The organism is Micrococcus sp., assembly GCF_030523875.1.
Classification (GTDB): Bacteria; Actinomycetota; Actinomycetes; order Actinomycetales; family Micrococcaceae; genus Micrococcus.
The window spans coordinates 1-21,434 of the sequence record NZ_JAUNHR010000005.1; the positions used below are offsets into that span (position 1 = coordinate 1).

Annotated in this window: 21 protein-coding genes; 2 read left to right on the forward strand and 19 right to left on the reverse strand. The window is 75.4% G+C overall.

The genetic code is table 11. The features are described 5' to 3' along the window. Window positions 1-328: 328 nt before the first annotated feature. From Q4D18_RS01365 to Q4D18_RS01435, 15 genes are all read right to left on the reverse strand, one after another. Window positions 329-805, reverse strand: a complete 477-nt coding sequence (locus Q4D18_RS01365; RefSeq protein ID WP_303125044.1) for a flavodoxin domain-containing protein — start codon at window positions 803-805, stop codon at window positions 329-331. A gap of 43 nt (window positions 806-848) precedes the next feature. Continuing rightward, window positions 849-2,924: an NHL domain-containing thioredoxin family protein gene (locus Q4D18_RS01370; protein WP_303125046.1), complete on the reverse strand. Its 2,076-nt coding sequence runs from the start codon at window positions 2,922-2,924 to the stop codon at window positions 849-851. 88 nt (window positions 2,925-3,012) lie between these two features. Next, window positions 3,013-3,864: a hypothetical protein gene (locus Q4D18_RS01375; protein WP_303125048.1), complete on the reverse strand. Its 852-nt coding sequence runs from the start codon at window positions 3,862-3,864 to the stop codon at window positions 3,013-3,015. Beyond that, window positions 3,854-6,103, reverse strand: a complete 2,250-nt coding sequence (locus Q4D18_RS01380; protein WP_303125050.1) for a cytochrome c oxidase assembly protein — start codon at window positions 6,101-6,103, stop codon at window positions 3,854-3,856. The genes Q4D18_RS01375 and Q4D18_RS01380 overlap by 11 nt, the downstream gene beginning before the upstream one ends. Before the next feature lie 64 nt (window positions 6,104-6,167). Then, window positions 6,168-7,571 carry a Dyp-type peroxidase gene (locus Q4D18_RS01385; RefSeq protein ID WP_303125052.1) on the reverse strand — a complete coding sequence of 468 codons (1,404 nt, stop codon included), beginning with the start codon at window positions 7,569-7,571 and terminating at the stop codon, window positions 6,168-6,170. After that, window positions 7,558-8,199: a copper chaperone PCu(A)C gene (locus Q4D18_RS01390; RefSeq protein WP_303125053.1), complete on the reverse strand. Its 642-nt coding sequence runs from the start codon at window positions 8,197-8,199 to the stop codon at window positions 7,558-7,560. The genes Q4D18_RS01385 and Q4D18_RS01390 overlap by 14 nt, the downstream gene beginning before the upstream one ends. Window positions 8,200-8,310: 111 nt before the next feature. Further along, window positions 8,311-8,964 carry a copper resistance CopC family protein gene (locus tag Q4D18_RS01395; protein ID WP_303125054.1) on the reverse strand — a complete coding sequence of 218 codons (654 nt, stop codon included), beginning with the start codon at window positions 8,962-8,964 and terminating at the stop codon, window positions 8,311-8,313. Window positions 8,965-9,104: 140 nt separating this feature from the next. Then, on the reverse strand, window positions 9,105-9,770 hold the full coding sequence (locus Q4D18_RS01400) for a hypothetical protein (RefSeq protein WP_303125055.1): 666 nt from the start codon (window positions 9,768-9,770) through the stop codon (window positions 9,105-9,107). Window positions 9,771-9,963: 193 nt separating this feature from the next. Beyond that, entirely contained in the window at window positions 9,964-10,245 is a 282-nt protein-coding gene (locus Q4D18_RS01405; RefSeq protein WP_135029917.1) for an HU family DNA-binding protein, read from the reverse strand. 231 nt (window positions 10,246-10,476) lie between these two features. Further along, window positions 10,477-10,782, reverse strand: coding sequence for a 30S ribosomal protein S14 (rpsN, locus tag Q4D18_RS01410; RefSeq protein WP_135029919.1), 306 nt, complete (start codon window positions 10,780-10,782; stop codon window positions 10,477-10,479). Between the two features lies 1 nt (window position 10,783). Beyond that, the gene (rpmG, locus tag Q4D18_RS01415; RefSeq protein ID WP_002858336.1) at window positions 10,784-10,951 is read right to left on the reverse strand and encodes a 50S ribosomal protein L33; all 168 of its coding nucleotides are present in this window, start codon (window positions 10,949-10,951) and stop codon (window positions 10,784-10,786) included. A 1-nt stretch (window position 10,952) separates the two neighbouring features. Further along, the gene (gene rpmB, locus Q4D18_RS01420) at window positions 10,953-11,189 is read right to left on the reverse strand and encodes a 50S ribosomal protein L28 (RefSeq protein WP_135029921.1); all 237 of its coding nucleotides are present in this window, start codon (window positions 11,187-11,189) and stop codon (window positions 10,953-10,955) included. Between the two features lie 353 nt (window positions 11,190-11,542). Further along, window positions 11,543-12,124 carry a MarR family winged helix-turn-helix transcriptional regulator gene (locus Q4D18_RS01425; protein WP_303125066.1) on the reverse strand — a complete coding sequence of 194 codons (582 nt, stop codon included), beginning with the start codon at window positions 12,122-12,124 and terminating at the stop codon, window positions 11,543-11,545. A 105-nt stretch (window positions 12,125-12,229) separates the two neighbouring features. Continuing rightward, a complete protein-coding gene (locus Q4D18_RS01430) occupies window positions 12,230-13,282 on the reverse strand; it encodes an NAD(P)-dependent alcohol dehydrogenase (RefSeq protein ID WP_303125122.1) in 1,053 nt (350 codons plus the stop codon). 134 nt (window positions 13,283-13,416) lie between these two features. Continuing rightward, window positions 13,417-14,154, reverse strand: a complete 738-nt coding sequence (locus Q4D18_RS01435; RefSeq protein WP_303125068.1) for a VIT family protein — start codon at window positions 14,152-14,154, stop codon at window positions 13,417-13,419. A gap of 173 nt (window positions 14,155-14,327) precedes the next feature. Here Q4D18_RS01435 and Q4D18_RS01440 point away from each other — a divergent pair, with 173 nt between their 5' ends. Both Q4D18_RS01440 and Q4D18_RS01445 read left to right on the forward strand, forming a co-directional pair. Continuing rightward, a complete protein-coding gene (locus Q4D18_RS01440) occupies window positions 14,328-15,593 on the forward strand; it encodes an NRAMP family divalent metal transporter (protein WP_303125070.1) in 1,266 nt (421 codons plus the stop codon). A 1-nt stretch (window position 15,594) separates the two neighbouring features. After that, window positions 15,595-16,383: a putative hydro-lyase gene (locus tag Q4D18_RS01445; RefSeq protein ID WP_303125071.1), complete on the forward strand. Its 789-nt coding sequence runs from the start codon at window positions 15,595-15,597 to the stop codon at window positions 16,381-16,383. A gap of 76 nt (window positions 16,384-16,459) precedes the next feature. Here the strand turns inward: Q4D18_RS01445 and Q4D18_RS01450 are convergent, their stop codons facing one another. From Q4D18_RS01450 to Q4D18_RS01465, 4 genes are read right to left on the reverse strand one after another with little or no spacing between them, the layout of a single operon-like run. Continuing rightward, window positions 16,460-17,128 (reverse strand): GntR family transcriptional regulator, encoded by a 669-nt coding sequence (locus tag Q4D18_RS01450; RefSeq protein ID WP_303125072.1) that lies wholly within the window; start codon window positions 17,126-17,128, stop codon window positions 16,460-16,462. Then, window positions 17,125-18,897, reverse strand: a complete 1,773-nt coding sequence (locus Q4D18_RS01455; RefSeq protein ID WP_303125074.1) for a biotin carboxylase N-terminal domain-containing protein — start codon at window positions 18,895-18,897, stop codon at window positions 17,125-17,127. The genes Q4D18_RS01450 and Q4D18_RS01455 overlap by 4 nt, the downstream gene beginning before the upstream one ends. Beyond that, a complete protein-coding gene (locus Q4D18_RS01460) occupies window positions 18,894-20,600 on the reverse strand; it encodes a carboxyltransferase domain-containing protein (RefSeq protein WP_303125075.1) in 1,707 nt (568 codons plus the stop codon). Before Q4D18_RS01460 ends, Q4D18_RS01455 begins: the two co-directional genes overlap by 4 nt. Next, window positions 20,597-21,352 carry a LamB/YcsF family protein gene (locus tag Q4D18_RS01465; protein ID WP_303125077.1) on the reverse strand — a complete coding sequence of 252 codons (756 nt, stop codon included), beginning with the start codon at window positions 21,350-21,352 and terminating at the stop codon, window positions 20,597-20,599. Before Q4D18_RS01465 ends, Q4D18_RS01460 begins: the two co-directional genes overlap by 4 nt. Window positions 21,353-21,434 lie beyond the last annotated feature (82 nt).

Genomic DNA, 21,434 nt, shown 5'->3' on the forward strand with positions numbered 1-21,434 from the left:
TCGAGAAGGCCCTGGGCAACCTCATGAAGTCCGCCGGCACGCAGATCGGCCGCGAGGTGGTCCGGAGCGTGTTCGGCACGCGGCGCCGTTCGAGCGGCGGACTGCTGGGGGGCCTCTTCCGCTGACCCCTCGCTTTCGCTGACGCAGAACGCTCCGCCTGAGCACTTTCGCTGACGGAACACGCGCAACGCCGGCGCTTTCGCTGACGCCCCGCTCGGGGCGTCAGCGACGAGGGGCTCCGGACGCGTGTTGCGTCAGCGAAAACGGAACGGCCGGCCGCCTCCGGGAGGGAGGCGACCGGCCGTCGTCGTGTGCGGCGCGCGGCGGGTCAGGCCACGCCGTGCGCGCTGAGGCCCTTGGCCCAGTGCTCGATGGCGTTCCAGTCGCGGAAGTCGCCGTACTGCCCCTTGACCAGCGTGATCTTGAGCTTCTCGACGCCGCTGAGGCGCTCCTCCACGAGCGCACCGCGGACGTAGCGCACGTCGCGGGCGCCGTAGGTGGCCAGCTGGTCGGCCAGGCGGCGGTCCGGCAGCGGCGCGGCGCCCGAGTACAGGATCACGAGGGACTTCCGCGCCAGCTCGGCGCGACGCGTGTCCAGGAAGGCCTTGGCGGACTTCTCCAGCTTCCCCCCGTAGACGGGGGCGGCGACGATCACGGCGTCGGCGGTGTCCAGCCACGCGGCGGAGCCGCGCACGTCCTCCACCACGGTCTCGACCTGCTGCGTGGTGCGCAGCACCTCGGCGACGCGCTCGGCGATCTCCCGGGTGGAGCCGTGATGGGAGGCGGTCACGATCAGGGTGGTCATGGTGTCGGGCGTCCTTCGGATCGGCGTCGCGGGGAGGTCGGGCTCAGTGTATCCCGCGCAGGTCCAGGTCCAGGCGGGTCTCCGCACCCTCCGGTGCGGCCTCGGGCGCGTGCACGCGCACCGGGATCCCCCAGTCCTGCTGGTACAGGTGGCAGGCGGCGTTGTCCGGGATCGGCCGGCCGTGCTCGCCGTCGCACGCGGCGGCGCGGGCGGTGATGTGCAGGACGCCCTCGGCGACCTCGGGGTTGAGGCGCAGCGTGCGCGCCAGGCCCACGGAGGTGCCGGCGCCCTCGAGGAGCAGGCCCTCCGGGGAGGAGGAGACCTTCAGCTGGGTGGGGTCGCCCCACCGCTCGTCGAGCTTCTGCCCCGAGGGGGCCGCGAAGCCCACGGTGAGCTCGAGCTCCCCGGCCACCACGTCCGTGCTCGGGCGGGCGGTCTGGCGCGCGCCCTCGTCCACGGTCAGGTACTCCTGGGGCACGGCGATCCGCACGAGCCGGTGCGCGTTGGTCTCCACCACCACGATGTCCTGCGGGGCGCCGTCCTCGCCGTGCTCCACGAGCACGTCGGCGGGCTCGGCGAGCCCGCGGGCCACCGTGGACACCGACGCCGGCACGGCCCGTCCGGCGGCGTCCGTCCCCTCGGGGGCGTACCGGCGGATCGCGCCGTTGTAGGTGTCCGCCACCAGGACGGAGCCGTCCGGCAGGGCGGTGACGCCCAGGGGGTGCTGCAGGCGCGCCTGCGCCGGGTCGCCGTCCACGTGCCCGAAGTCGAACAGGCCGGTGCCGACGGCGGTGTCCACGGTGCGGGCGCCGTCCTCCCCGGTCCGCACCCGGCGCACGGCGGAGGTCTCGGAGTCGGCGAGCCACAGGGTGCCGTCGGCGGCGACGGACAGCCCGGAAGTCTGCGCGAACCACGCCTGGTCCGCGGGGCCGTCGACGAGGCCCTCCAGGCCGGTGCCGGCCCACACGGAGAGCACGCGCGCCACGGGGTCGAAGGAGAACAGCTGGTGCGTGCCGGCCATGGCCACCACCACGCGGGCCGCCGCGGGGTCCCACGCCACGTCCCACGGGGAGGAGAGGGACACGGCGAGCGGGTCGGCGTCGATGTCCGCGAGGTCCACGGCCACGCCGTTGTCCTCGCGGGCGGCCTCGCGCACACGCTCGGAGTCGATCAGCTTCTGGACGCCGCTGCCGGCCACGGTGGTCACCTCGCCCGTGGCCAGGGACAGCCCGCGCAGGCGGTGGTTCACGGTGTCCGCCACGACGACGTCGTACCCCACCTCTGCCGCGACCTCCTCTGGGAGCAGCAGGAGCCCGTTGGGCTCGCTGAACAGGGCCTCGGACGGGCCGCCGTCGCGGTGTCCGCGGGTGCCCGGCGTCGGGAGGGCGAGCCCGGCGGCGTCCGCGGGCGCCTGCGCCGGGTCCCCGCCGCCGATCGCGCGCACCACGGTGGTCAGGTCCGGGGCCACCTCGACGAGCCGGTGGTGGCCGGTGTCCGCCACGAGCAGGGAGCCGGGCTCGGCGCCGCGGCCGCCCAGGGCGATCGCCTTGCCGGGGAACTTCAGGTCCCGGGCCACGGGGGCCGGCGGGACGTAGGGGCCGGAGCCGCGGTGCAGCGTGCCCTTGGCCTCGTGCTCGGCCACCAGCTCGCGCACGAGCGAGTACAGCCCGGCCACGTGCCCCTCGCCGGAGAGGTGCGCGACGATGTACCCCTCCGGGTCCACCACCACGAGCGTCGGCCACGCGCGGGCCGAGTAGGCCTGCCAGGTGGTCAGCTCGGGGTCGTCCAGGACGGGGTGGGCGATCTCGTAGCGCTCCACGGCGGCGTCGAGGGCGTCCGGGTCCGCCTCGTGCTCGAACTTGGGCGAGTGCACGCCCACGGTGACCAGCACGTCCTCGAACTCGGCCTCCAGCGGGCGCAGCTCGTCCGCCACGTGCAGGCAGTTGATGCAGCAGAAGGTCCAGAAGTCCAGGACCACCACCTTGCCGCGCAGGTCCTCGAGGGTGACCTGCTCGCCGCCGGTGTTGAGCCATCGGCGGCCCACGAGGGCGGAGGCGCGCACGCGGGACGCGGCGCGGGGCACGGACGGGGCCTCGGCGGGGGTCTGCTGCTCGGTCATGCCGTCCATTGTGGTGCACCCGCCGCGGGTGTCCGCCCCGGGCGGACGGGGGCGCGTCACACGGCGTCCCCTCCCCCGCGCCGCCGCCTCAGCCCTCGGCCGGCGCCTGGAGGGCGGCGGCCAGCATCTCCTCGGCCATGAGGGTGAACTGGCGCTCGCCGGCCTGCGGCTGGCCCGTGAAGGACACCATCACCACGTGGTCGCCGGCCACGGCGGTGAGGATCTGCGCCGCCGAGGCGGGCGCGTCCTGCCCCTGCGGCGTGCGCGTGTAGACGTAGCCCGACTGCGCCGGCGAGCCCTCGGAGAGGTCCGCCTCCCGCATCTGCAGGGTGTAGGAGGCGCTCTCGCCGCCCTCGCGCGAGGTGACCTCCATGGTCCCGCAGTCCGCGAGCAGCGCGTGCACGGTCTGCACGTGCTGCTCCACGCGCAGGCGACCGGCGCCGTCGAGCGCCGCGACCTCCACGGTGCCCGTGCCCGCGAAGGTGTCCGCGCCGACGTCGACCCGTGTGACCTCCTCCTGCTCCAGCAGGATCGGGGAGAAGTCCAGGGCGGCCAGCGGGGCCTTGCAGGCGGCCGGCTGCACCTCGACGCGCCCGCCGTCGGTGGCGCGGGAGCGGGCGTCCGCGCGGGCCCGCTCCACCTCCTGCGCGCTCGCCGCGCCCTGGCGCGTGAAGCCGAACGTCGCGGCGCGCGCCGCGGCGGCCTCGGCGCGCACCTGGTCCGGCCGGTCCCCCAGCTCGAGACCGCCGGAGGCGCCGGCGGAGGCCGACGACGGCGCCCCCGCCTGCTGGGCGCCGGCGGGCTCCTCATCCGCTGAGCACCCGGTGAGGGCGAGCGCAGCGACGCCGGCCGCGGCCGCGAGCGCGCGCCCGCGGGTCCGTCGGCGGGACGGGCGGGGCCCGGCCGTGGGGGCGGCGGGGGTGCGGGGGTCAGCGGTCACGGTCGGCCTCCTGGGGGGCGGCGGTCGGGTGGTTCATGGCGGCGTACATCTCGTTCCAGCGGCGCAGGTCGGCGTCGCCGTCGCGGTCCGCCTTGCGGTCCATGCGGACGGCGGCCTTGCGGTCGCTGCGGTACCAGAGGACGGCCACGGTGACGGCCATCAGCACCGTGGGGAACTCGCCGATCCCCCACATGATGGCGCCGCCGATCCGCTGGTCCTCCAGCGCCGGCGGGCCCCAGTCCCGGCCGATGTTGCCGAACCAGGAGGCCTGCAGCAGCCCCGTGGAGCCGGTCATCGCCACGCCGATGAACGCGTGGAACACCATGGTCGCCAGCAGCAGCACCAGGCGCAGCGGGTACGGCGGGCGGCTGGGCAGCGGGTCCGCGCCCACCATGACGGTGGCGAAGATGAAGCCGGTGAGCAGGAAGTGGACGTTCATGAACTCATGGCCCAGGTGGTACTCGAGAGAGAACCGGAAGAAGTCCGTGTAGTAGAACACCAGGATCGAGCCGGCGAAGTTCACGCCCGCCACGATCGGATTCGTGATGAACGCCCCCCACGGGGAGTGCACGATCCACAGGATCCACTCGCGCGGGCCGCGGGTGCCGTCCGTGCGGGAGGGCAGGGCGCGCAGGGCCAGGGTGATGGGGGCGCCCATCACCAGGAACAGCGGGATGACCATGGTCAGGGTCATGTGCCCCACCATGTGGGCGCTGAACAGGACCATGCCGTACACCGCGGGCGCCCCGGAGGTGGCCCACGTGAGCACGGCCAGGCCGATCAGCCAGGACACGGTCCGTGCCACGGGCCAGCCGTCCCCGCGGCGGTGCAGCCGCCACGCGGAGCGGACGTACCAGATCGCCAGGAACGCCACGATCGCCACCCACAGCCAGTCGAAGCGCCACGTGGTGATCCAGCGGGCGCCGGTGAGCTCCGGGGGCAGCTCGTAGCCGGTGAGGATGCGGGCGGGGGTGGCGTCCGGGGCCAGCTCCTCGGGCACGGGCGGGGGCGTGCGGGCCAGCACGGAGGACACGCCCATCACCGCGGCCATGACCAGGGCCTCCACCGCGATCAGCTGCCACAGCAGACGACGCGCGGGCGCCGGGCTCTCCTGCGCCGGCGCCGCGCCCGGGGACCCGGCGTCCCCGGCGTCCCCCGCCAGGCGGGGGATGATCCGGCGGCGGTGCAGCAGGCCGATGCCGCCGAGCAGCAGGACCGCGCCGGCCTTGGCGAGCACGAGCAGGCCGTAGGGGCTGAGCAGCTGGGCCGGGTCGTCCATGCGGATCCAGGCATTCACCACACCGGACAGCGCCACCGTCGCCAGGCCGAGGCCCGCGAGCACGGAGTAGCGGCTGATCGCCGTGTGCAGCAGGGGCGCCGGGCCCTGGCGGCGCTGGGCGGCGCCGCGGCCCTGCGCGCCGTTGGGGCCCACGAGGGTGTCCGAGATCGCCACGAGCACCAGGAGCCCGCCCACCCACACGACCACGCCCAGCAGGTGCAGGCCGATCGAGTTCACGGCGCCGGTGTGGTCGTCGCCGCCGGCGGCGTGGCCGATCAGCGCGAGCGGGACCAGGCCGAGCAGCGCCAGGATCCCCGTCCAGAACAGCCCGGCGTGGGAGCGTACGGCGATCGCCAGGGTGGTCACCACCGCCGCCGCCACGGTCACCCAGAACCAGGCCTGTCCCACGGAGATGCCGAGGGTGTAGGCGAGCAGCCCGTCCGTGAAGCCCTGCCCCGCCGTGACGGGGATGCCGGCCAGGTCCGAGTAGGACAGGACGCCCACGGTCAGCGCCGCGAGGGTCCACACCGCCGCGGAGGCGGCGGCCACCTGCATGGTCCGCCGGAACACGGGGTGCTCGGGCAGCGGCTCCTGGTCCCGGGCGGCCTCGGCGCGCTGCCGCTTGGACTGGTGCCAGCGCTCCGTGCCGGCCGCGTGCGGGGGCAGGATCCCGGCGGCGAAGATCAGCGCGCCGACGGTCATGGCCATGGCCGTGTTGTTCACGGCCTTGCCCAGGGGCACGCCCCAGCGGGTCAGCGCGCCGGGGTCGGAGAGCGTGCGGGGGGCGGCGATGCCGGTGACCCAGGCCGCCGTGACCAGCGCCAGCACGCCGACGACGGCGGCCGCCACGCCCACCGCGCGGGGCACCCCGCGGCGGGGTCCGGCCGAAGGGCCGGCGGAGGGGGACGGGGCGGACGGGCCGCGCCCGGGGCGCGGGGTCGTGACGGAGGTGGCGGGCATGGGGTCCATTCTCCCATCGAGGGGGTGGGGCCCGGGGCGCCGGTCGGGGCGCCCCGGCCCGGGGTCAGGCGAAGAGGGCCTCGCCCACGAACCCGCCCTCGGCGCAGCCGGGCGGGACGGCGAACACCGCGGAGCCCACCGGGCGGGTCCAGATGTTCAGGTGGTCGGACTCGGCGAGCCGGGCCTGGACGGGCACGAACTGCCGGGCAACGTCGGCCTGGAAGGCGGCGAAGATCAAGCCCGCCCCCGTGCCGCCGGCGCCCGCGCCGTCGTCGTAGTTGTAGCCGCGGCGCAGCATCCCGTACTCGGGGGTGTCCATCCGGGCCCGGCGCACGTGGGCGATGTCCGGGATGACGGGCAAGCCCGTGGGGCCCACCGCGGCGAAGTCCGGGGCGTCCGTCTCGAGCTCGCCCGTCAGGGGCGCGCCCGAGCCCAGGCGCCGGCCGATCACCTTCTCCTTGGCGGGGCGGTCCAGCTCGTCCCACGTGTCCAGGAGCATGTCGATCCGCCGGACCACCAGGGAGGTGCCGTCCGCCAGCCACGGGGCGATCCCGGCGGCCTCGGCCTCCGGGCCCGCGCCCCACACGATCCGCTCCAGCGCCGGCGACTCGGCCTGGGGGTTGGCGGTGCCGTCCACCTGCCCGAACAGGTTGCGCATGGTGGTGCCGGTGGGGTGCGCGCCGCGCGCGGCGCGGAAGCCCTCCTGCACCCACCGGACCTCGGCGAGAGGCCGGGCCACCTTGCCCAGCATCCGCCGGGCGTGGGCCACGGAGATCCGGTCGTCGCCGCAGATCTGCAGCAGCAGGTCCCCGTGCGACCAGCGGTCCTCGAGCGCGTCGATCTGCCCGAACGCCGGCAGCGGGGCCAGCCACTGCGGAGCCCGCTCGGGGGCCACGCGGGCCACGAGCTCCGGGCCGAATGCGAAGGTCACGGTCAGCCGGGCCGGAGCGGCGGCCAGCTCGGGCTCGGTGTCCGCGAGCGTGGCGCGCCCCTGGGTGAGGCGCGCGGCGTCGTCGGTGAGCAGGCGCAGCAGCGCCTCGATCCGGTCCCGGTCCGTCTCCGGCCGCAGGTCCAGGGCGAGGAACACGGCGTGGGTCTGCGCGGGAGTGTCGATCCCGGCCTGCCGAGGGCCGAAGAACGGCACCGTGTCCGTGCCCACGGGCGAGCTGACGGCCACGCGGGAGGCCTCTCCCCCGGGCTCGGCCCAGCCGGCCCGGCCGACCTCGCCCTCGATCCCGGTGTCCTCCATGACGCCGGAGGGCGGGGGGTCCGCCGCGGGGGTGGACCCGCCCGGGGCGGGAGCGGCCTGCGCGGCCCCCGCCCCGTAGCCCAGCGCCCCGCCGAGGAGCCCGCCGCCGGCCGCACCGAGGCCGAACAGCAGGCCGCGGCGCGAGGGGGCGGGGGCGGCGTCGTCGTCCCGGGGTGCCGGGGCGCCGCGTCCGACGGCGTCGGGGTCAGTGGTCGCCATGGCCGCCCTCCATGGAGCCGGAGGCGCCGGAGGCCTCGCCTCCGTGGTAGGACTCGTTGGCGCCCGTGAAGGGCCGGGCCACCGTGGTGACCTCGACGGCGTCGCCGTCCTCGGTCTCGAGGGTGTAGGAGACCTCGTCGCCGGGCCGGATCGGCTCGGTGAGGCCCATGAGCATCACGTGGCTGCCGCCGGGGGCCAGCTCGAGGGTGCCGCCGGCGGGCACGGTGAAGCCGTCCGGGGACTGCCGCATGAGCATCTGGCCGTCCTCGTCCGGGACCATCTCGTGCAGCTCCACGCGGTCGGTGAGCGAGGAGGTCACGGCGACCACATGGACGTCCTCGTCCGTGGTGTTCTCGAGGACGCCGAACGAGCCGGTCATCTCGCCGTCCGTGGCCTTGGTCCACGGGTCGGTCACGGTCAGGGGCGCGGCGTCCGCGGCCTCGGCCGACGACGACGCGCCCTCGGAGGCCGGGGCGGCGGTGGACGAGGCCGCGGCGGGCGCGGCGGCGTCGGAGGACGGCGCGGGCTCACCGGACCCGGCGCATGCGGTGAGGCCGAGGGCGCCGGCCGCGAGCACGGCGGCGAGGGGGATGCGGCGGGAGGAGGTGGGGGTGGTCTGGCTGGTCATGGGAGAAGTCCTTGTCAGAGGGGGCCGGGCGGTCGACGGCACGGCCCGCCGGGGCGGGCGCGGGGAACGGACCGCGGCCCGCGGTGTCAGGGGAGTCGGGAGCGGCGCGGCTCAGCGGTGGTCGAGGGCGCGCGCCTTGCGACCCAGGACGGCGAACCCGACGCCGATCACGGCCAGGCCCGCCAGGCCCGCGGCCCACACCCAGCCGGGCACGGCCGGGCCGGAGGCGTCCTCGGCGGGGGCGGGCGCGGTGTCGCCGTCGGCCGACGCGTCCGCGGCCGGGGCCGCTCCCTCCGACGTCGCGGGGGCGTCCGAGGAGGCGCCGGCCGCGGCCACGCCGCAGCCGGACGGGACGGTGCCCTCGGCGGGGGCCTGGGGGTCCTCCACCGCGAAGTCGAGCGAGCGCTCCTCGGAGTGCCCGTCGGAGTAGACGACGCGGTAGGCCACGTCGTACTCCCCGCGGGGCAGGCCCGCGCACAGCGGCGCGGTGAGGGTGGGCCCGTCCACGGTGGCGGCGCCGTCCTGCCACTGGTGGCCGGCGGCGTCCGTCACCTGCACGAGGTTCTGGATGCCCTGGCCGTCGATCAGCTCGCCGGAGAACGTGAGGCTCACGGCCTCCGGGGCCTCGGTCAGGGTCGCGCCGTCCGCGGGGACGGCCTCGATCAGCTCGTCGTGTGCGGCGGCCGGGGCGGCCGTGCCCATCACGACGGCGAGGGTGCACGCCGCCGCGGCGGTGCGCAGCCGTCCGCGCGGGGCGGGGGCCACGGTGTGGACGGCACAGGCGGGGGTGGGGGGGGGGGGGGGGGCGGGCGGGGACAGGGGGTCCGCCCCGGCCCGGTCCGGCGGTCGCCGGAGGGCCGAGTCGCTGGGGCGGGGGCACGCGGGCGGCCACGCCCGCGGGGGCGTCAGGCCGAGAGGACCAGGGCGGGCGGGCCCCGCCGTCCCGGGGTGCCGAGGAGGAGCAGCGGACCGGCGGGACGCAGGACGCGGACCGCCGGGAGTCGGAGGGGGCGCGGGGGCGCGACCGGCCCGGCCAGGAGCACGCGCAGCAGGCGCAGCGCCGGCACGGAGGCGAGCGCCTGATCGGCCGCCGCGGCCAGGGCCCGCTCGCCGTGGCGGAGCACGGCGACGGTCAGCGCCGCGGCCACCGCGTGCGCGGCCAGCATGCCCGCGCCGTGCGCGTCTGACGCGGCGGGGCCCGCGGTGACGGCCAGGGCCGGTCCGGCGCCCGGGGGCAGGTGACCGAGGTGCGCCGGGTCCACCCCGACGGCGGCGTGCACCTGGTGCGTCCCGCCGGCCACGGCGTACAGCGTGTGGAAGATCCCCTGGGCCACGAGGACGGCCACGAGGGTCCGCCACAGGGACAAGGTGCGCCCGGCCAGGGCGGTGGTCACGGGGGCGGCCAGCACCACGGCGAAGGCCAGCAGGGCCGCGGGGGGCAGATGTCCGCCGCCGGCGGCGGAGTGGGAGGCGGCCGCGAGGCCGGTCATCACCACGGCGCCGGCCAGGCCGCGCATCAGGCGCGCCGTGCCGCTCACGGCGCGGGAGGGCGGCGGGGCCACGGGGACCATGCGCTCCTCCTCGGCTCGGCGGGCGGCGGACGGACGCGGTCGGCGTCGTCGCGGGCGTCGGTCCAGTCTACTCCGGGGGCGCGCCCCCCTCGCTTCGGCGCCGCCGCCCCGTAGACGACGACGGGCGCCCCGCCTCGAGAGGAGGCGGGGCGCCCGTGGCGCGTGCGGACGGCCGGGACCGACCGGGGCCGGATCACTCGGAGGCGGCGGCCTTGAGCTTGGAGCCGGCGGTCACCTTCACGGAGTAGCCCGCGGGGATGGTGATCTCCTCGCCGGTGCGGGGGTTGCGGCCGGTGCGCTCCTTGCGCTCGGTGCGCTCCACGGCCAGCCAGCCGGGGATGGAGACCTTCTCGCCCTTCTTCACCTGGGCGGACAGCGACTCGAAGAGGGCGTCCAGCACGTCCGACACGGCGGACTGGGTGTTGCCGGAGCGCTCAGCGACGGCGGCGACGAGCTCCTTGCGGTTCATGGCCATGGTTCCTTCCTGAAGACATCGGTGACAGGCGTCCGGGCCGGTGCGGCCCGGACTTCCAGGTGCGAACGTACCACCTGCGCACGCGCCGCGCCCCATCTGATCGGCGTGATTCCGCGAATTCTCAGCCTCGCGCGCCCGCGCCCGGCTCCGGAGACGACGACGGCCCCCTCCGATCTCTCGGAGGGGGCCGTGCGGTCGACCGGTGTCAACGCCCGCGAGGCGGGCGAGGGGTCACCAGGAGGACTTGGTCACGCCGGGCAGCTCGCCGCGGTGCGCCATCTCGCGGAAGCGCACACGGGAGATGCCGAAGCGCTGGAAGGTGCCGCGCGGACGGCCGTCGATGGCGTCGCGGTTGCGCACGCGCACCGGGGAGGCGTCGCGGGGCAGCTTCTGCAGGCCCACGCGGGCGGCCTCCCGGGCCTCGTCGGTCGCGTTCGGGTCGACCAGGGTCTTCTTGAGCTCGGCGCGCTTCTCGGCGTTGCGGGCCACGATGACCTTGCGCTGCTCGTTCTTGGCGATCTTGGACTTCTTGGCCATGTCAGCGCTCCTCTCGGAAATCGACGTGCTTGCGGACCACCGGGTCGTACTTCTTGAGAGTGATGCGATCCGGGTTGTTGCGGCGGTTCTTGCGGGTCACGTAGGTGAACCCGGTGCCGGCGGTGGACTTCAGCTTGATGATCGGACGAACGTCCTTGTCCTTGGCCATGTCAGAGCTTCACTCCCTTCGAGATGAGGTCGGCGACGACCGCGTCGATGCCGCGCACGTCGATGGTCTTGATGCCCTTGGCGGACAGCGTCAGCGTGACGTTGCGGCGCAGGGAGGGCACCCAGTACGTCTTCTTCTGGATGTTCGGGTCGAACCGGCGCTTCGTGCGGCGGTGCGAGTGGGAGATGCTGTGGCCGAAACCCGGCCCAGCCCCGGTCACCTGGCAATGTGCTGCCATGATCACTCCTCGTGGCAAGTAGTAGTAAAAGGACGGGCGGAACCCGCATGGCGGCATGCCGTGGACGCGCGGAGGCCTCCACGGGCAGCCTGTGAGCCCCGCCCCGGGTGTGTGCACCGCACTCTTACTGCGACTTCTCGAAAAGGTGAACCAGGCTGGGTGAGAGCCAACCGAAGTGCCTTACAGATCGCTGGTGTGGACGGTGAGCCCCGACCCGTCCGGGAGGACGGGGTCGGGATCCGGTCTGCGGGAGCGTGTCGCCTTTCCGACCCGCGAGCCCTCCGGCGAAACGCCGAGGGGCACGGGAACGACGCGCGTGCGCCGTTCCATGGTACGCGAGCGGAGGGTGGCGATCAACTCGAGGCGTCGGACTCCCGGCGCTCGTCGACGAAGCGCACGTACCAGTGCTCGGGGCGCAGCGCGCGCAGCAGCTTGAGGTTCAGGCGGGCGTACTCCTCGTGCTCCTCCGGCGTGAGGTGGTCGAGGAAGACCTCCTGCATGAGCCGCCGGTAGGGGGCCTCGGCGGCCCGGAACCGGTCGAGGCCCTCCTCCGTCACGCCCACCAGGGTGACGCGAGCGTCGTCGGGGGACGTCCGTCGCGTGACCCAGCCGCGCGTCTCGAGGCGCCGCACCACGTGCGAGAGACGGGAGAGCGAGGAGTCCAGCTGGTAGGCCACCTGGCTCATGGCCACCTCCTCGGGGTTCCGCCGCAGCGTCGTAAGGAGCTGGAACTCGAAGGGCGTGACCCCTCCGCCGCGGTGCATGTCCGACTCGATCCTGGAGTTCAGCGCGGTGGCCACCTGCAGGACGGCCACCCAGGAACTCCCCCACGGTCCCATCGGACCGGCGAGGTCGGTCTCGGTCTCCAGCACGGGCGGGGGGATGCTGCCGCGCTGCACTTCCTGGTCATGCTCCTTGCGAGCTGTGTGTGTCATGCCCGCCATCGTGGCAGGTCAGCGCGAGAATCGGCGAGTCCTGGCAGGCCGCCCGCAACGAGAGCCCGCTACCCCGTCCGAGCGGGGCGGCGGGCGGTGCGGCCGTCAGGCCCGCCCGTGGGGCACGACGACGGCGCGCCCGGCGACCTTCCCGGCCTCGAGGTCGCGGTAGGCCTGCAGGGCCTCGTCCATGGAGTAGGTGGTGTAGAGCGGCTCGATCTTCCCGTCCCGGTAGAGGCGGGCGACCTCGTGCAGCTCCTCCACGGTGCCCCAGTAGGTGCTCACCAGCTCGGCCTCGTAGGGGGTGGAGAGGAAGGACCAGTCGGTGGTGGAGCCGTTGCCGATGCCCACGGTCGTCACGCGGGACTGCACGGCGGCGCTGTCCAGGGCGGTGCGCACGGTGGCGCCGACGCCCACGAAGTCGAAGGCCGCGTCCACGCCGCGGCCGCCGGTGATCTCGCGGATGCGCTCCACCTGGCCCTCGCCGCCCGGCACGGTCACCGCACCGTAGGCCTCGGCCTGGGCCATGGCCTCCTCCTTCATGTCCGTGGCGATCACGGTGGCGCCGGTGAGGGCCCTGATGATCTGCACGGCCATGAGCCCGAGGCCGCCGAGGCCCACCACGAGGGCGTACGCGCCCGGGCGGCCGAGCTTCGGCAGAGCCAGCTTCACGGCGTGGTAGGGGGTGAGGCCGGCGTCGGCGAGGGCCGAGGCGGGGATCGGGTCGGCGTCGCCCAGCGGCACGAGGTTGCGGGCGGGCACGGCGACGTACTCGGCCATGCCGCCGTCGCGACCCAGGCCCACGCCGGCCGCGCGCATGGCGCCGACGTTCTGGCAGTAGGTGTCCTGCCCGCGGGAGCAGGCGGGGCAGCGCCCGCAGCCGGTGGGGCCGTAGACGAGCTGGGCGGAGCCGACCTCGAGGCCGACGACGCCGTCGCCCAGCTCCTCGACCCAGCCGGAGGTCTCGTGGCCGAGGGTGTACTCGGGGTCGACCAGCGGGTTCATGCCCGGCTGGAACTCGGAGTAGACCGCCACGTCCGAGTGGCAGGCGCCGGCGCCGGCCACCTTCAGGAGGACCTCGCCGGGTCCGGGGACGGGCTTCTCGACGTCCTTGAGGGCGGGGAACTGCTGGTAGGCCTCGAACCGGACGGCACGCATGGTGATCACGGACGATCACTCCTTCACGGTCGGTGCGACGACCCGGTGGGGCGGGCCGGCCGGCCCGGTGGGGGCGGGCCGTCACCGTCCACCCTCGCAGAGACCGTCCGCGGGCGTCAGGGACGGCCGCCCGATCAGGCGACGCCGGTGCCCAGCAGCGAGCCCACCCCGAACGTCAGGGCCAGGGCCAGGGCGCCGCCGACGACGACGCGCAGCATCGCGCGCACGGCCGGCGCGTTCCCCAGGAAGGCCCCCAGGTAGCCCGTGACCGCGAGCGCCACCAGGGTCACGCCGAAGGTGACGGGCACGCGCACGTCCACCGGGGACAGCAGGATCGCCAGGAACGGCAGCAGCGCGCCCACCAGGAACGCCGCGAAGGAGGCGCCGGCGGCCGCCCACGGACTCACCACGTCCTTCTCGTCCATGCCGAGCTCCACGCGCAGGTGGGCCCCGAGCGCGTCCTTGGCCGTGAGTTCGCGGGCCACGGTCTCGGCGGTCGCCCGGGAGAGCCCCTCGGCCTCGTAGAGCGAGGTGAGCTCCTCCAGCTCGCCGTCGGGGTCCTCCGCGAGCTCGCGGCGCTCCTTGGCGATCAGCGCCTTCTGCGAGTCGGAGGAGGAGGACACGGAGACGTACTCCCCCAGCGCCATGGACACGGCGCCGCCGACGACGGCGGCCGTGCCCGCGAGCAGGACGGGGGTGACGGCGGTGGTGGCGCCAGCCACGCCGACCACGGTGGCGGCGACGGAGACGATGCCGTCGTTCGCGCCGAGCACGCCCGCACGCAGCCAGTTCAGGCGGGCGTGCAGGCCGGTCTGGGCGTGGGGCTCGACGGGCTCGGACAGGGGGGCGGGGGCCGCGGAGGAGGAGGACATGCGCTCATCCTGCGCCGCCCGCCGGGGGCCCGCCACGAAGGTGAGGCGAGCCTCAACCTCCTCTCCGACGTTGAACAGTGTTGCCCTGATTGTTGAACAAGCACTACTGTGCCCTGTGCGCCCCGTGACGCCCGTCACCTCGCATGGCGCCCCCGCCGGAAGGTGACCTCCCCATGTCCCACGCTGACTCCGCGCGGCCGTCCTCGGCCCCCGCCGAGGGCCACGGCCGCGACGCCTCCTCCCCGAGCCGCCGGACCGCCCTGCTCGGCGCCATGTTCCTCATGGCGACCTCCGCGATCGGCCCCGGCTTCATCACCCAGACCTCGACGTTCACGATCCAGCTGGGCGCCGCGTTCGCGCTCGCGATCCTGGTCTCGATCGTCATCGACATCGCCGTCCAGATGAACGTGTGGCGCGTGATCGGCGTCGCCGGCCTGCGCGCCCAGGAGCTGGCCAACCGCCTGGTGCCCGGCCTGGGCTGGCTGCTCGCCGGCCTCGTGTTCATCGGCGGCATGGTCTTCAACATCGGCAACATCGCCGGCACGGGCCTGGGCCTGAACGCCATGCTCGGCGCCGACGCCCTCATCGGCGGCGCGGTCTCCGCCCTGATCGCCATCGCGATCTTCCTGTCCAAGCGGGCCGGCGCCGCCCTCGACCGCATCGTCGTGCTCCTGGGCGCCGTGATGATCGGCCTCATGGTCTACGTGGCGGTCGCCTCGAAGCCCCCGGTGGGCGACGCCCTCGTCCAGTCCGTCAACGTGGGCAACCTGGACTCGGCCATGTTCCTGGCGCTTGCCACCCTCGTGGGCGGCACCGTGGGCGGCTACATCACCTACGCCGGCGCCCACCGCATGATCGACTCCGGCGTGCAGGGCGTCGACGACGTCAAGCAGATCACCACCAGCTCCGTCGCCTCCATCCTGGTGACCGGTCTGATGCGGGTGCTGCTGTTCCTGGCGATCCTCGGCGTCGTCGCCTCCGGCGCGGACCTCGGCACCACCAACCAGGCCGCGAACGCCTTCCAGGCGGCCGCCGGCGAGGTGGGCCTGCGCATGTTCGGCGTCGTCCTCTGGGCCGCGGCGCTCACCTCGGTGATCGGCGCGTCCTACACCTCCGTCTCCTTCATCACGAAGTCGACGACGTCGGCCCGCACCCGCAACCTGCTCACCGTGGCGTTCATCGTGGTCTGCGCCGTGCTGTACCTCGTGCTGCGTCAGGCCCCGACCACCCTGCTGGTGTTCGCCGGCGCCTTCAACGCCCTGATCCTGCCCGTGGGCTTCGCCGTGCTGCTGATCGTGGCGGCCGTCCGCCGCGACCTGCTCGGCGGCTACCGCTACCCGAAGTGGCTCATCGTCGTGGGCGTGCTCGCGTGGCTGCTGTCCGTGTTCATCGCCGTCCGCGCGATCGGCCCGATGATCGCCCTGTTCACGGGCGCCTGAGATGCCCACACCCCTGACGGGGTCCACCGGCCCGGCCGAGGCGCGCGAGCGCTTCCGTGCCGGGCTGGTGCGTCCCACCTCCGGGATCGCCGACGGGTACGCCCAGGCGAACCTGATGATCGTGCCGCAGGAGTCCGCGTTCGACGTCCTGCTGTTCGCCCAGCGCAACCCCAAGGCCCTGCCGCTGCTGGGCGTGTTCGAGGCCGGGCAGGTCTCCGGCCCCGCGCTGGCCGGGGACGTCCGCACGGACGCCCCGCAGTACGTGGTGTACCGGGACGGCGTGGAGGTCGAGCGCCCCACGGACGTCACGCACGTGTGGCGGGACGACCTGGTGACGTTCCTGATCGGCTGCTCGTTCACGTTCGAGGCCGCCCTCGTGGCCGAGGGCATCCGGATGGCCCACCAGGACGCCGGCGTCAACGTGCCCATGTACCGCACCTCCCGCCGCTGCGCCCCGGCCGGGCGCCTCGGCGGTCCGCTCGTGGTGTCCATGCGCCCGGTCCCCGCGGACCGCGTGGCCGACGCCGTGCGCATCACCTCCCGCTACCCCGCCGTGCACGGCGCCCCCGTGCACGTGGGCGACCCGGCCGCCCTCGGGATCGCGGACCTGTCCGCCCCGGACTTCGGCGACGCCGTCGAGGTCCCCGCCGGGCACCTGCCCGTGTTCTGGGCGTGCGGGGTCACCCCGCAGGCCGCCGTCATGGAGTCCCGGCCGCCGCTGGGCATCAGCCACGCGCCGGGCCACATGCTCATCACGGACCTGCCGGACCGGATGTTCCAGATCCCCTGATCCGGGCCCTCGCCCACGGCGACGGCGCCGCCCCCTCCGGAGAGGGTGCGGCGCCGTCGTCGCGTGGAGGGGCGGCTCAGGCTGGCACGTGGGCCGCCTGGGCGGCGGCCGAGCCGTCGAGGTGCTGGAGGACGAACGCCTCCGCCTCCTCCAGGTAGTCGCCGAACATGGCGCGCACGGCGGGCAGGCCCCCGGCCAGCAGCCGCTCCACGATCCACCGGTTGCGGTCCGCGAAGAGCGCGTGCAGGCGGGTCTGCTCGTCCAGCGGGTGGAAGGCCAGGCGGGTGCGGGCCAGCACGGAGGACATCACGCGGGTCAGCTCCGGGGAGGCGGCCAGGTCCGTGATGCCCAGGTGCGTGAGGTGGTTGGCGTCGCCGAGGCGGCGCGGGGAAGGGGCGTCGTCGAGGATCTGGGCGGCCCGCTCGAGGCGGGCGACGGCGGCCGGCGTCAGCCACCCCTGGTCCAGGGCGCCGAGCTGCAGGATCCGGCGCATCCGGTAGAGCCCGCGCACGGTGTCCGCGTCCGGGGCGGACACGAACACGCCGCGGTGCGGGCGGCGGACCACCAGCCCCTCCCCGGCGAGCGCCGTGAACGCCTCGCGCAGGCTGTTGCGGCTCACGCCGAGCTCGGCGGCCAGGGCCACCTCGCCGAGGCGCTCGCCGGGCAGCAGCCCCGCCGAGGCGATCCGCCGCCGCAGCTCCTCCGCGGCCCGCGCGGCCGCCGAGCCCTCCCCCGCCGCGCTCACCGGATCGTGCCGATGACCTGCCCACGGGTCACGGACGCGGGCGTCTGGCCCACGGCGCGCTCCAGCCGGCCCGCACGCGCGGCCCGGATCGGGGTCTCCATCTTCATCGCCTCCACGATGGCGATGGTGTCACCCTCAGCCACCTGCGCGCCGTCGTCGGCCTTCCATGACGCCAGGGTGCCGGTCACGGGGGAGGCGACGGCGCCCTCCTCCTCCGCGGGGGCGGAGGCCTCGGCCGCGGCGGAGACGGCGCCCGCTCCCCCGCCGCCCAGCAGGGCGGCGTGCAGGTCGGCGGGCAGGCCCAGGCGCACGGCCCGGCCGTCCAGCTCCACCGTGACGGTGGTGCGGCCGCCGGCGGGCACCGTGGCGCCCAGGTACGGGGAGGCCGCCAGCGGCGCGGCGAACTCGGACTCGATCCACGTGGTGTAGACGCCGAGGCCCTCCGTGGAGGTGAACGCATCCTCCTCGAGCACGGCGCGGTGGAACGGCACCACGGTGGGCACGCCCGCCACGCGCAGCTCGGCCAGGGCGTCCCGGGCACGGGCGATCGCCTGAGCGCGGTCCTCCCCGCGGACGATCAGCTTGGCCAGCAGGGAGTCGTACTCCCCGGGCACCACGGAGCCGGTGCGCACGCCGGTGTCCACGCGGACGCCGGGGCCGGTGGGGGCCTCGAACGCCTCCACGGGGCCGGGCACGGGCAGGAAGCCGTGGGCCGGGTCCTCCGCGTTGAGGCGGAACTCGAAGGCGTGGCCGCGCGGGGTCGGGTCCTCGGGGAGGGTCAGCGCCTCGCCGGCGGCGATCCGGAACTGCTCGCGCACGAGGTCCACGCCGAACACCTCCTCCGTGACGGGGTGCTCCACCTGCAGGCGGGTGTTGACCTCGAGGAAGGAGATCAGCCCGTCCGGGGCCACGAGGTACTCCACCGTGCCGGCGCCGGTGTACCCGGCGGCGCGGCAGATGGCGCGCGCGGAGGCGTGGATGCGCTCGCGCTGCTCGTCCGTGAGGAACGGCGCGGGGGCCTCCTCCACGAGCTTCTGGTTGCGGCGCTGCAGCGAGCAGTCGCGGGTGCCGAGGACGGCCACCGTCCCGTGCTCGTCGGCCAGCACCTGGGCCTCCACGTGGCGGGGGCGGTCCAGGAAGCGCTCCACGAAGCACTCGCCGCGGCCGAACGCGGCCACGGCCTCACGGGTGGCGGCCTCGAAGGCGCCCTCCACGTCCGCCATCTCGCGGACCACCTTGATGCCGCGGCCGCCGCCGCCGAAGGCCGCCTTGATGGCGATCGGCAGGCCGTGCTCCTCCGCGAACGCGCGCGCGGAGGCCGCGTCCGGGACGGGGCCGTCCGAGCCGGGCACCAGCGGGGCGCCGGCCTCCTGGGCGATCGAGCGGGCGGTGATCTTGTCGCCCAGGGAGCGGATGGCGTCCGGGGACGGGCCGATCCAGGTGAGGCCGGCGTCGATCACGGCCTGGGCGAAGTCCGCGTTCTCGGACAGGAAGCCGTAGCCGGGATGCACGGCGTCGGCGCCGGCACGGCGGGCCACCTCGATCAGGCGGTCGATCCGCAGGTACGTGTCCGCGGAGGAGGCGCCGGGCAGGTGGTGGGCCTCGTCGGCCACGGCCACGTGGATGGCGTCGGCGTCCGGATCGGAGTAGACGGCGATCGAGGCGATCCCGTGGTCGCGGCACGCGCGGGCCACGCGCACGGCGATCTCACCGCGGTTGGCGATCAGGACCCGGGTGACGGGACGGGCGGCGGGGGTGGCGGTGCTCATGCGGGGGACTCCTGGTCGGGGCGGGCGGCGGGAACGGGGTGCAGGACGAAGCGGACCTTCGCCCCCGGGGGCAGCTGAGCGGCCAGGCCCAGGTCCTCACGCGCGACGACGCCGATCACCGGGTAGCCGCCCGTCACGGGGTGGTCCGCGAGGAACAGCACGGGCTCGCCGGAGGGCGGGACCTGCAGGGCGCCGCGCACGGCGCCCTCCGAGGCCAGCTCGCCGTGGCGCACGCGCTCGAGGGGGGCGCCGCCGTCGGGGGCGGTCAGGCGCACGCCGATCCGGTCGGTCTGCTGGCTCACCTCCCAGTCCTGGGTGGACAGGCGCGCAAGCCCGGCGTCGCCGAACCAGTCATCGCGGGGCCCGGGGACCACGCGCAGCACGGCGACGTCCCCGGCGGCCGGGGTGGGGCGCAGGGCGGGCTCGGGGTCGCCCACCATCACGACGCCGGCCCCGCGGTCCTCGAGGGCCACGCCCCGGGGCAGCGCCTGGCCCGCGGTGAGCGGACCGGGGCCGAGCCCCGAGAGCGTGTCCGCGGCGCGGCTGCCGAGGGTCTGGGGCAGGTCGATCCCGCCGCGCAGCGCCACGTAGGTGCGCAGCCCGGCGGTCGGCTCGTCCACGGTCAGGGTGTGCCCGTCCAGCAGCGCGAACGGGGAGCGGGCGGCCACGGGGTGCGCGGCGCCGTCGGGGGCCGTCACCGTGCCGGTGGCCTCGGCGCCGGCCAGGGCCAGGACCTGGTCCCCCCGCGCGGTGAGCGCGAGCCCGCCGAGGACGGTCTCGACGACGGCCTCGGCCGGTCCGTTGCCCACGAGGCGGTTGGCCTGGCGGGCGGCGTCGCGGTCGGCGGACCCGGAGGCCACCACGCCCAGGTCTCCCAGGCCGGAGCGGCCGAGGTCCTGCGGCAGGGACAGCAGGCCGGGGTCGGCGACCACGAGCCCGGGGGCGGCGGCGTCCGTGGTGGGCGCGGCGGCGTCGTAGGCGTCAGCGGCGTCGTGGGCGTCAGCGCCGGCCTCGGACTCGGCCGGGGCCGACAGCGTGGCGGACGCGCGTACGGGCACGTACCGGACGCGGTCCCCGGGAGCCAGCAGGGCCGGCTGCTCGCGGGACAGGTCCCACATCGGCTGGGCGGTGCGGCCCAGCAGCTGCCAGCCGCCGGGCGAGACGCGCGGGTACACCGCGGAGAACTCCCCGGCCACGGCCACGGCGCCGGCCGGCACCGCGGTGCGCGGCGAGTCGCGGCGGGGCACGTCGAACGGCGGGGCGTCCGCGGTGCAGTACATGAACCCGGGGGCGAAGCCGCCGAACGCGGCGAACCACTCTGCCTCGGAGTGGGCGCGGATCACCCCGTCCGCTCCGAGCCCGGTGAGCTCGCCGACGGCGGCGAGGTCCTCGCCGTCGTAGACCACCCCGACCTCCACGGTCCGGCCGGAGCCGGCGTCATGGGCGTCCGGCACGAGAGTGCTGAGGCGGGCGGCGGCGTGCTCGGCGGCGGCCTCCGAGGTGAAGGTCACGAGCACGGTGCGCGCGGCGGCGATCAGCTGGCGCTGGCCGCGCTCGGGGCGGGCGGTCAGGTGCGCGTGGAGCCGCATGACGTCGGCCAGGTCCGGGCACTCCACGAGGAAGCCGCGGGTGCCGGTCCAGCGGAGCGTGCGGGCGGGGGCGGGACCTCCCTCGGCGGATCGAGCCGGGGTCAGGGCGCTCATGCGAAGGGCGCGATCGTCACGCCGGCGTCCTCGAGGGCGCGGCGCACGGCCGCGGCCATCGAGACCGCACCGGGGGTGTCCCCGTGCACGCAGATGCTCTCCGCCGCCACCCGGACGTCCGAGCCGTCCACCGCCGTGATCACGCCCTCCGTGGCCAGGCGGACCATGCGGGCGGCCACCTCATCCTCGTCGTGCAGGACGGCGCCGGGCTCGCGGCGGGAGACCAGCGTGCCGTCCGGGGTGTACCCGCGGTCCGCGAAGGCCTCGGCCACACCGCGCAGTCCGGCGGCCTCGGCCTTCTTGAGCGCCACGGACCCGGGGAGCAGGAGGACGGGCAGGTCCGCGCCGAAGGCCGCGATGCCGTCGATCACGGCCTGCGCGTGCTCCTCGTGGTGGACGATCGTGTTGTAGAGGGCGCCGTGCGGCTTCACGTAGCGGACGGTGGCGCCGGCCGCGCCCGCGAGCGCCTCGAGGGCGCCGATCTGGTAGAGGACGTCGTCGGCCAGCTCGGTGGGCGAGCAGTCCAGGAAGCGGCGGCCGAAGCCGGCCAGGTCCCGGTAGCCCACGTGGGCGCCGATGCTCACGCCCGCCGCCACGGCGGCGCGGCACGTGGCCGCGATGCCGGAGGGGTCGCCGGCGTGGAAGCCGCACGCCACGTTGGCGGAGGAGACGGACGGCATGATGGCGGCGTCGTCGCCCATGTTCCAGGAGCCGAAGGACTCCCCGACGTCGGAGTTGAGGTCGATCTGCATGGTGGTGTCCTCTCGCACTGCTATGACCGGGATCACCCCATCATGGTCCACCCGCCCGGATTGTTCAACAATCGCTGGGGCG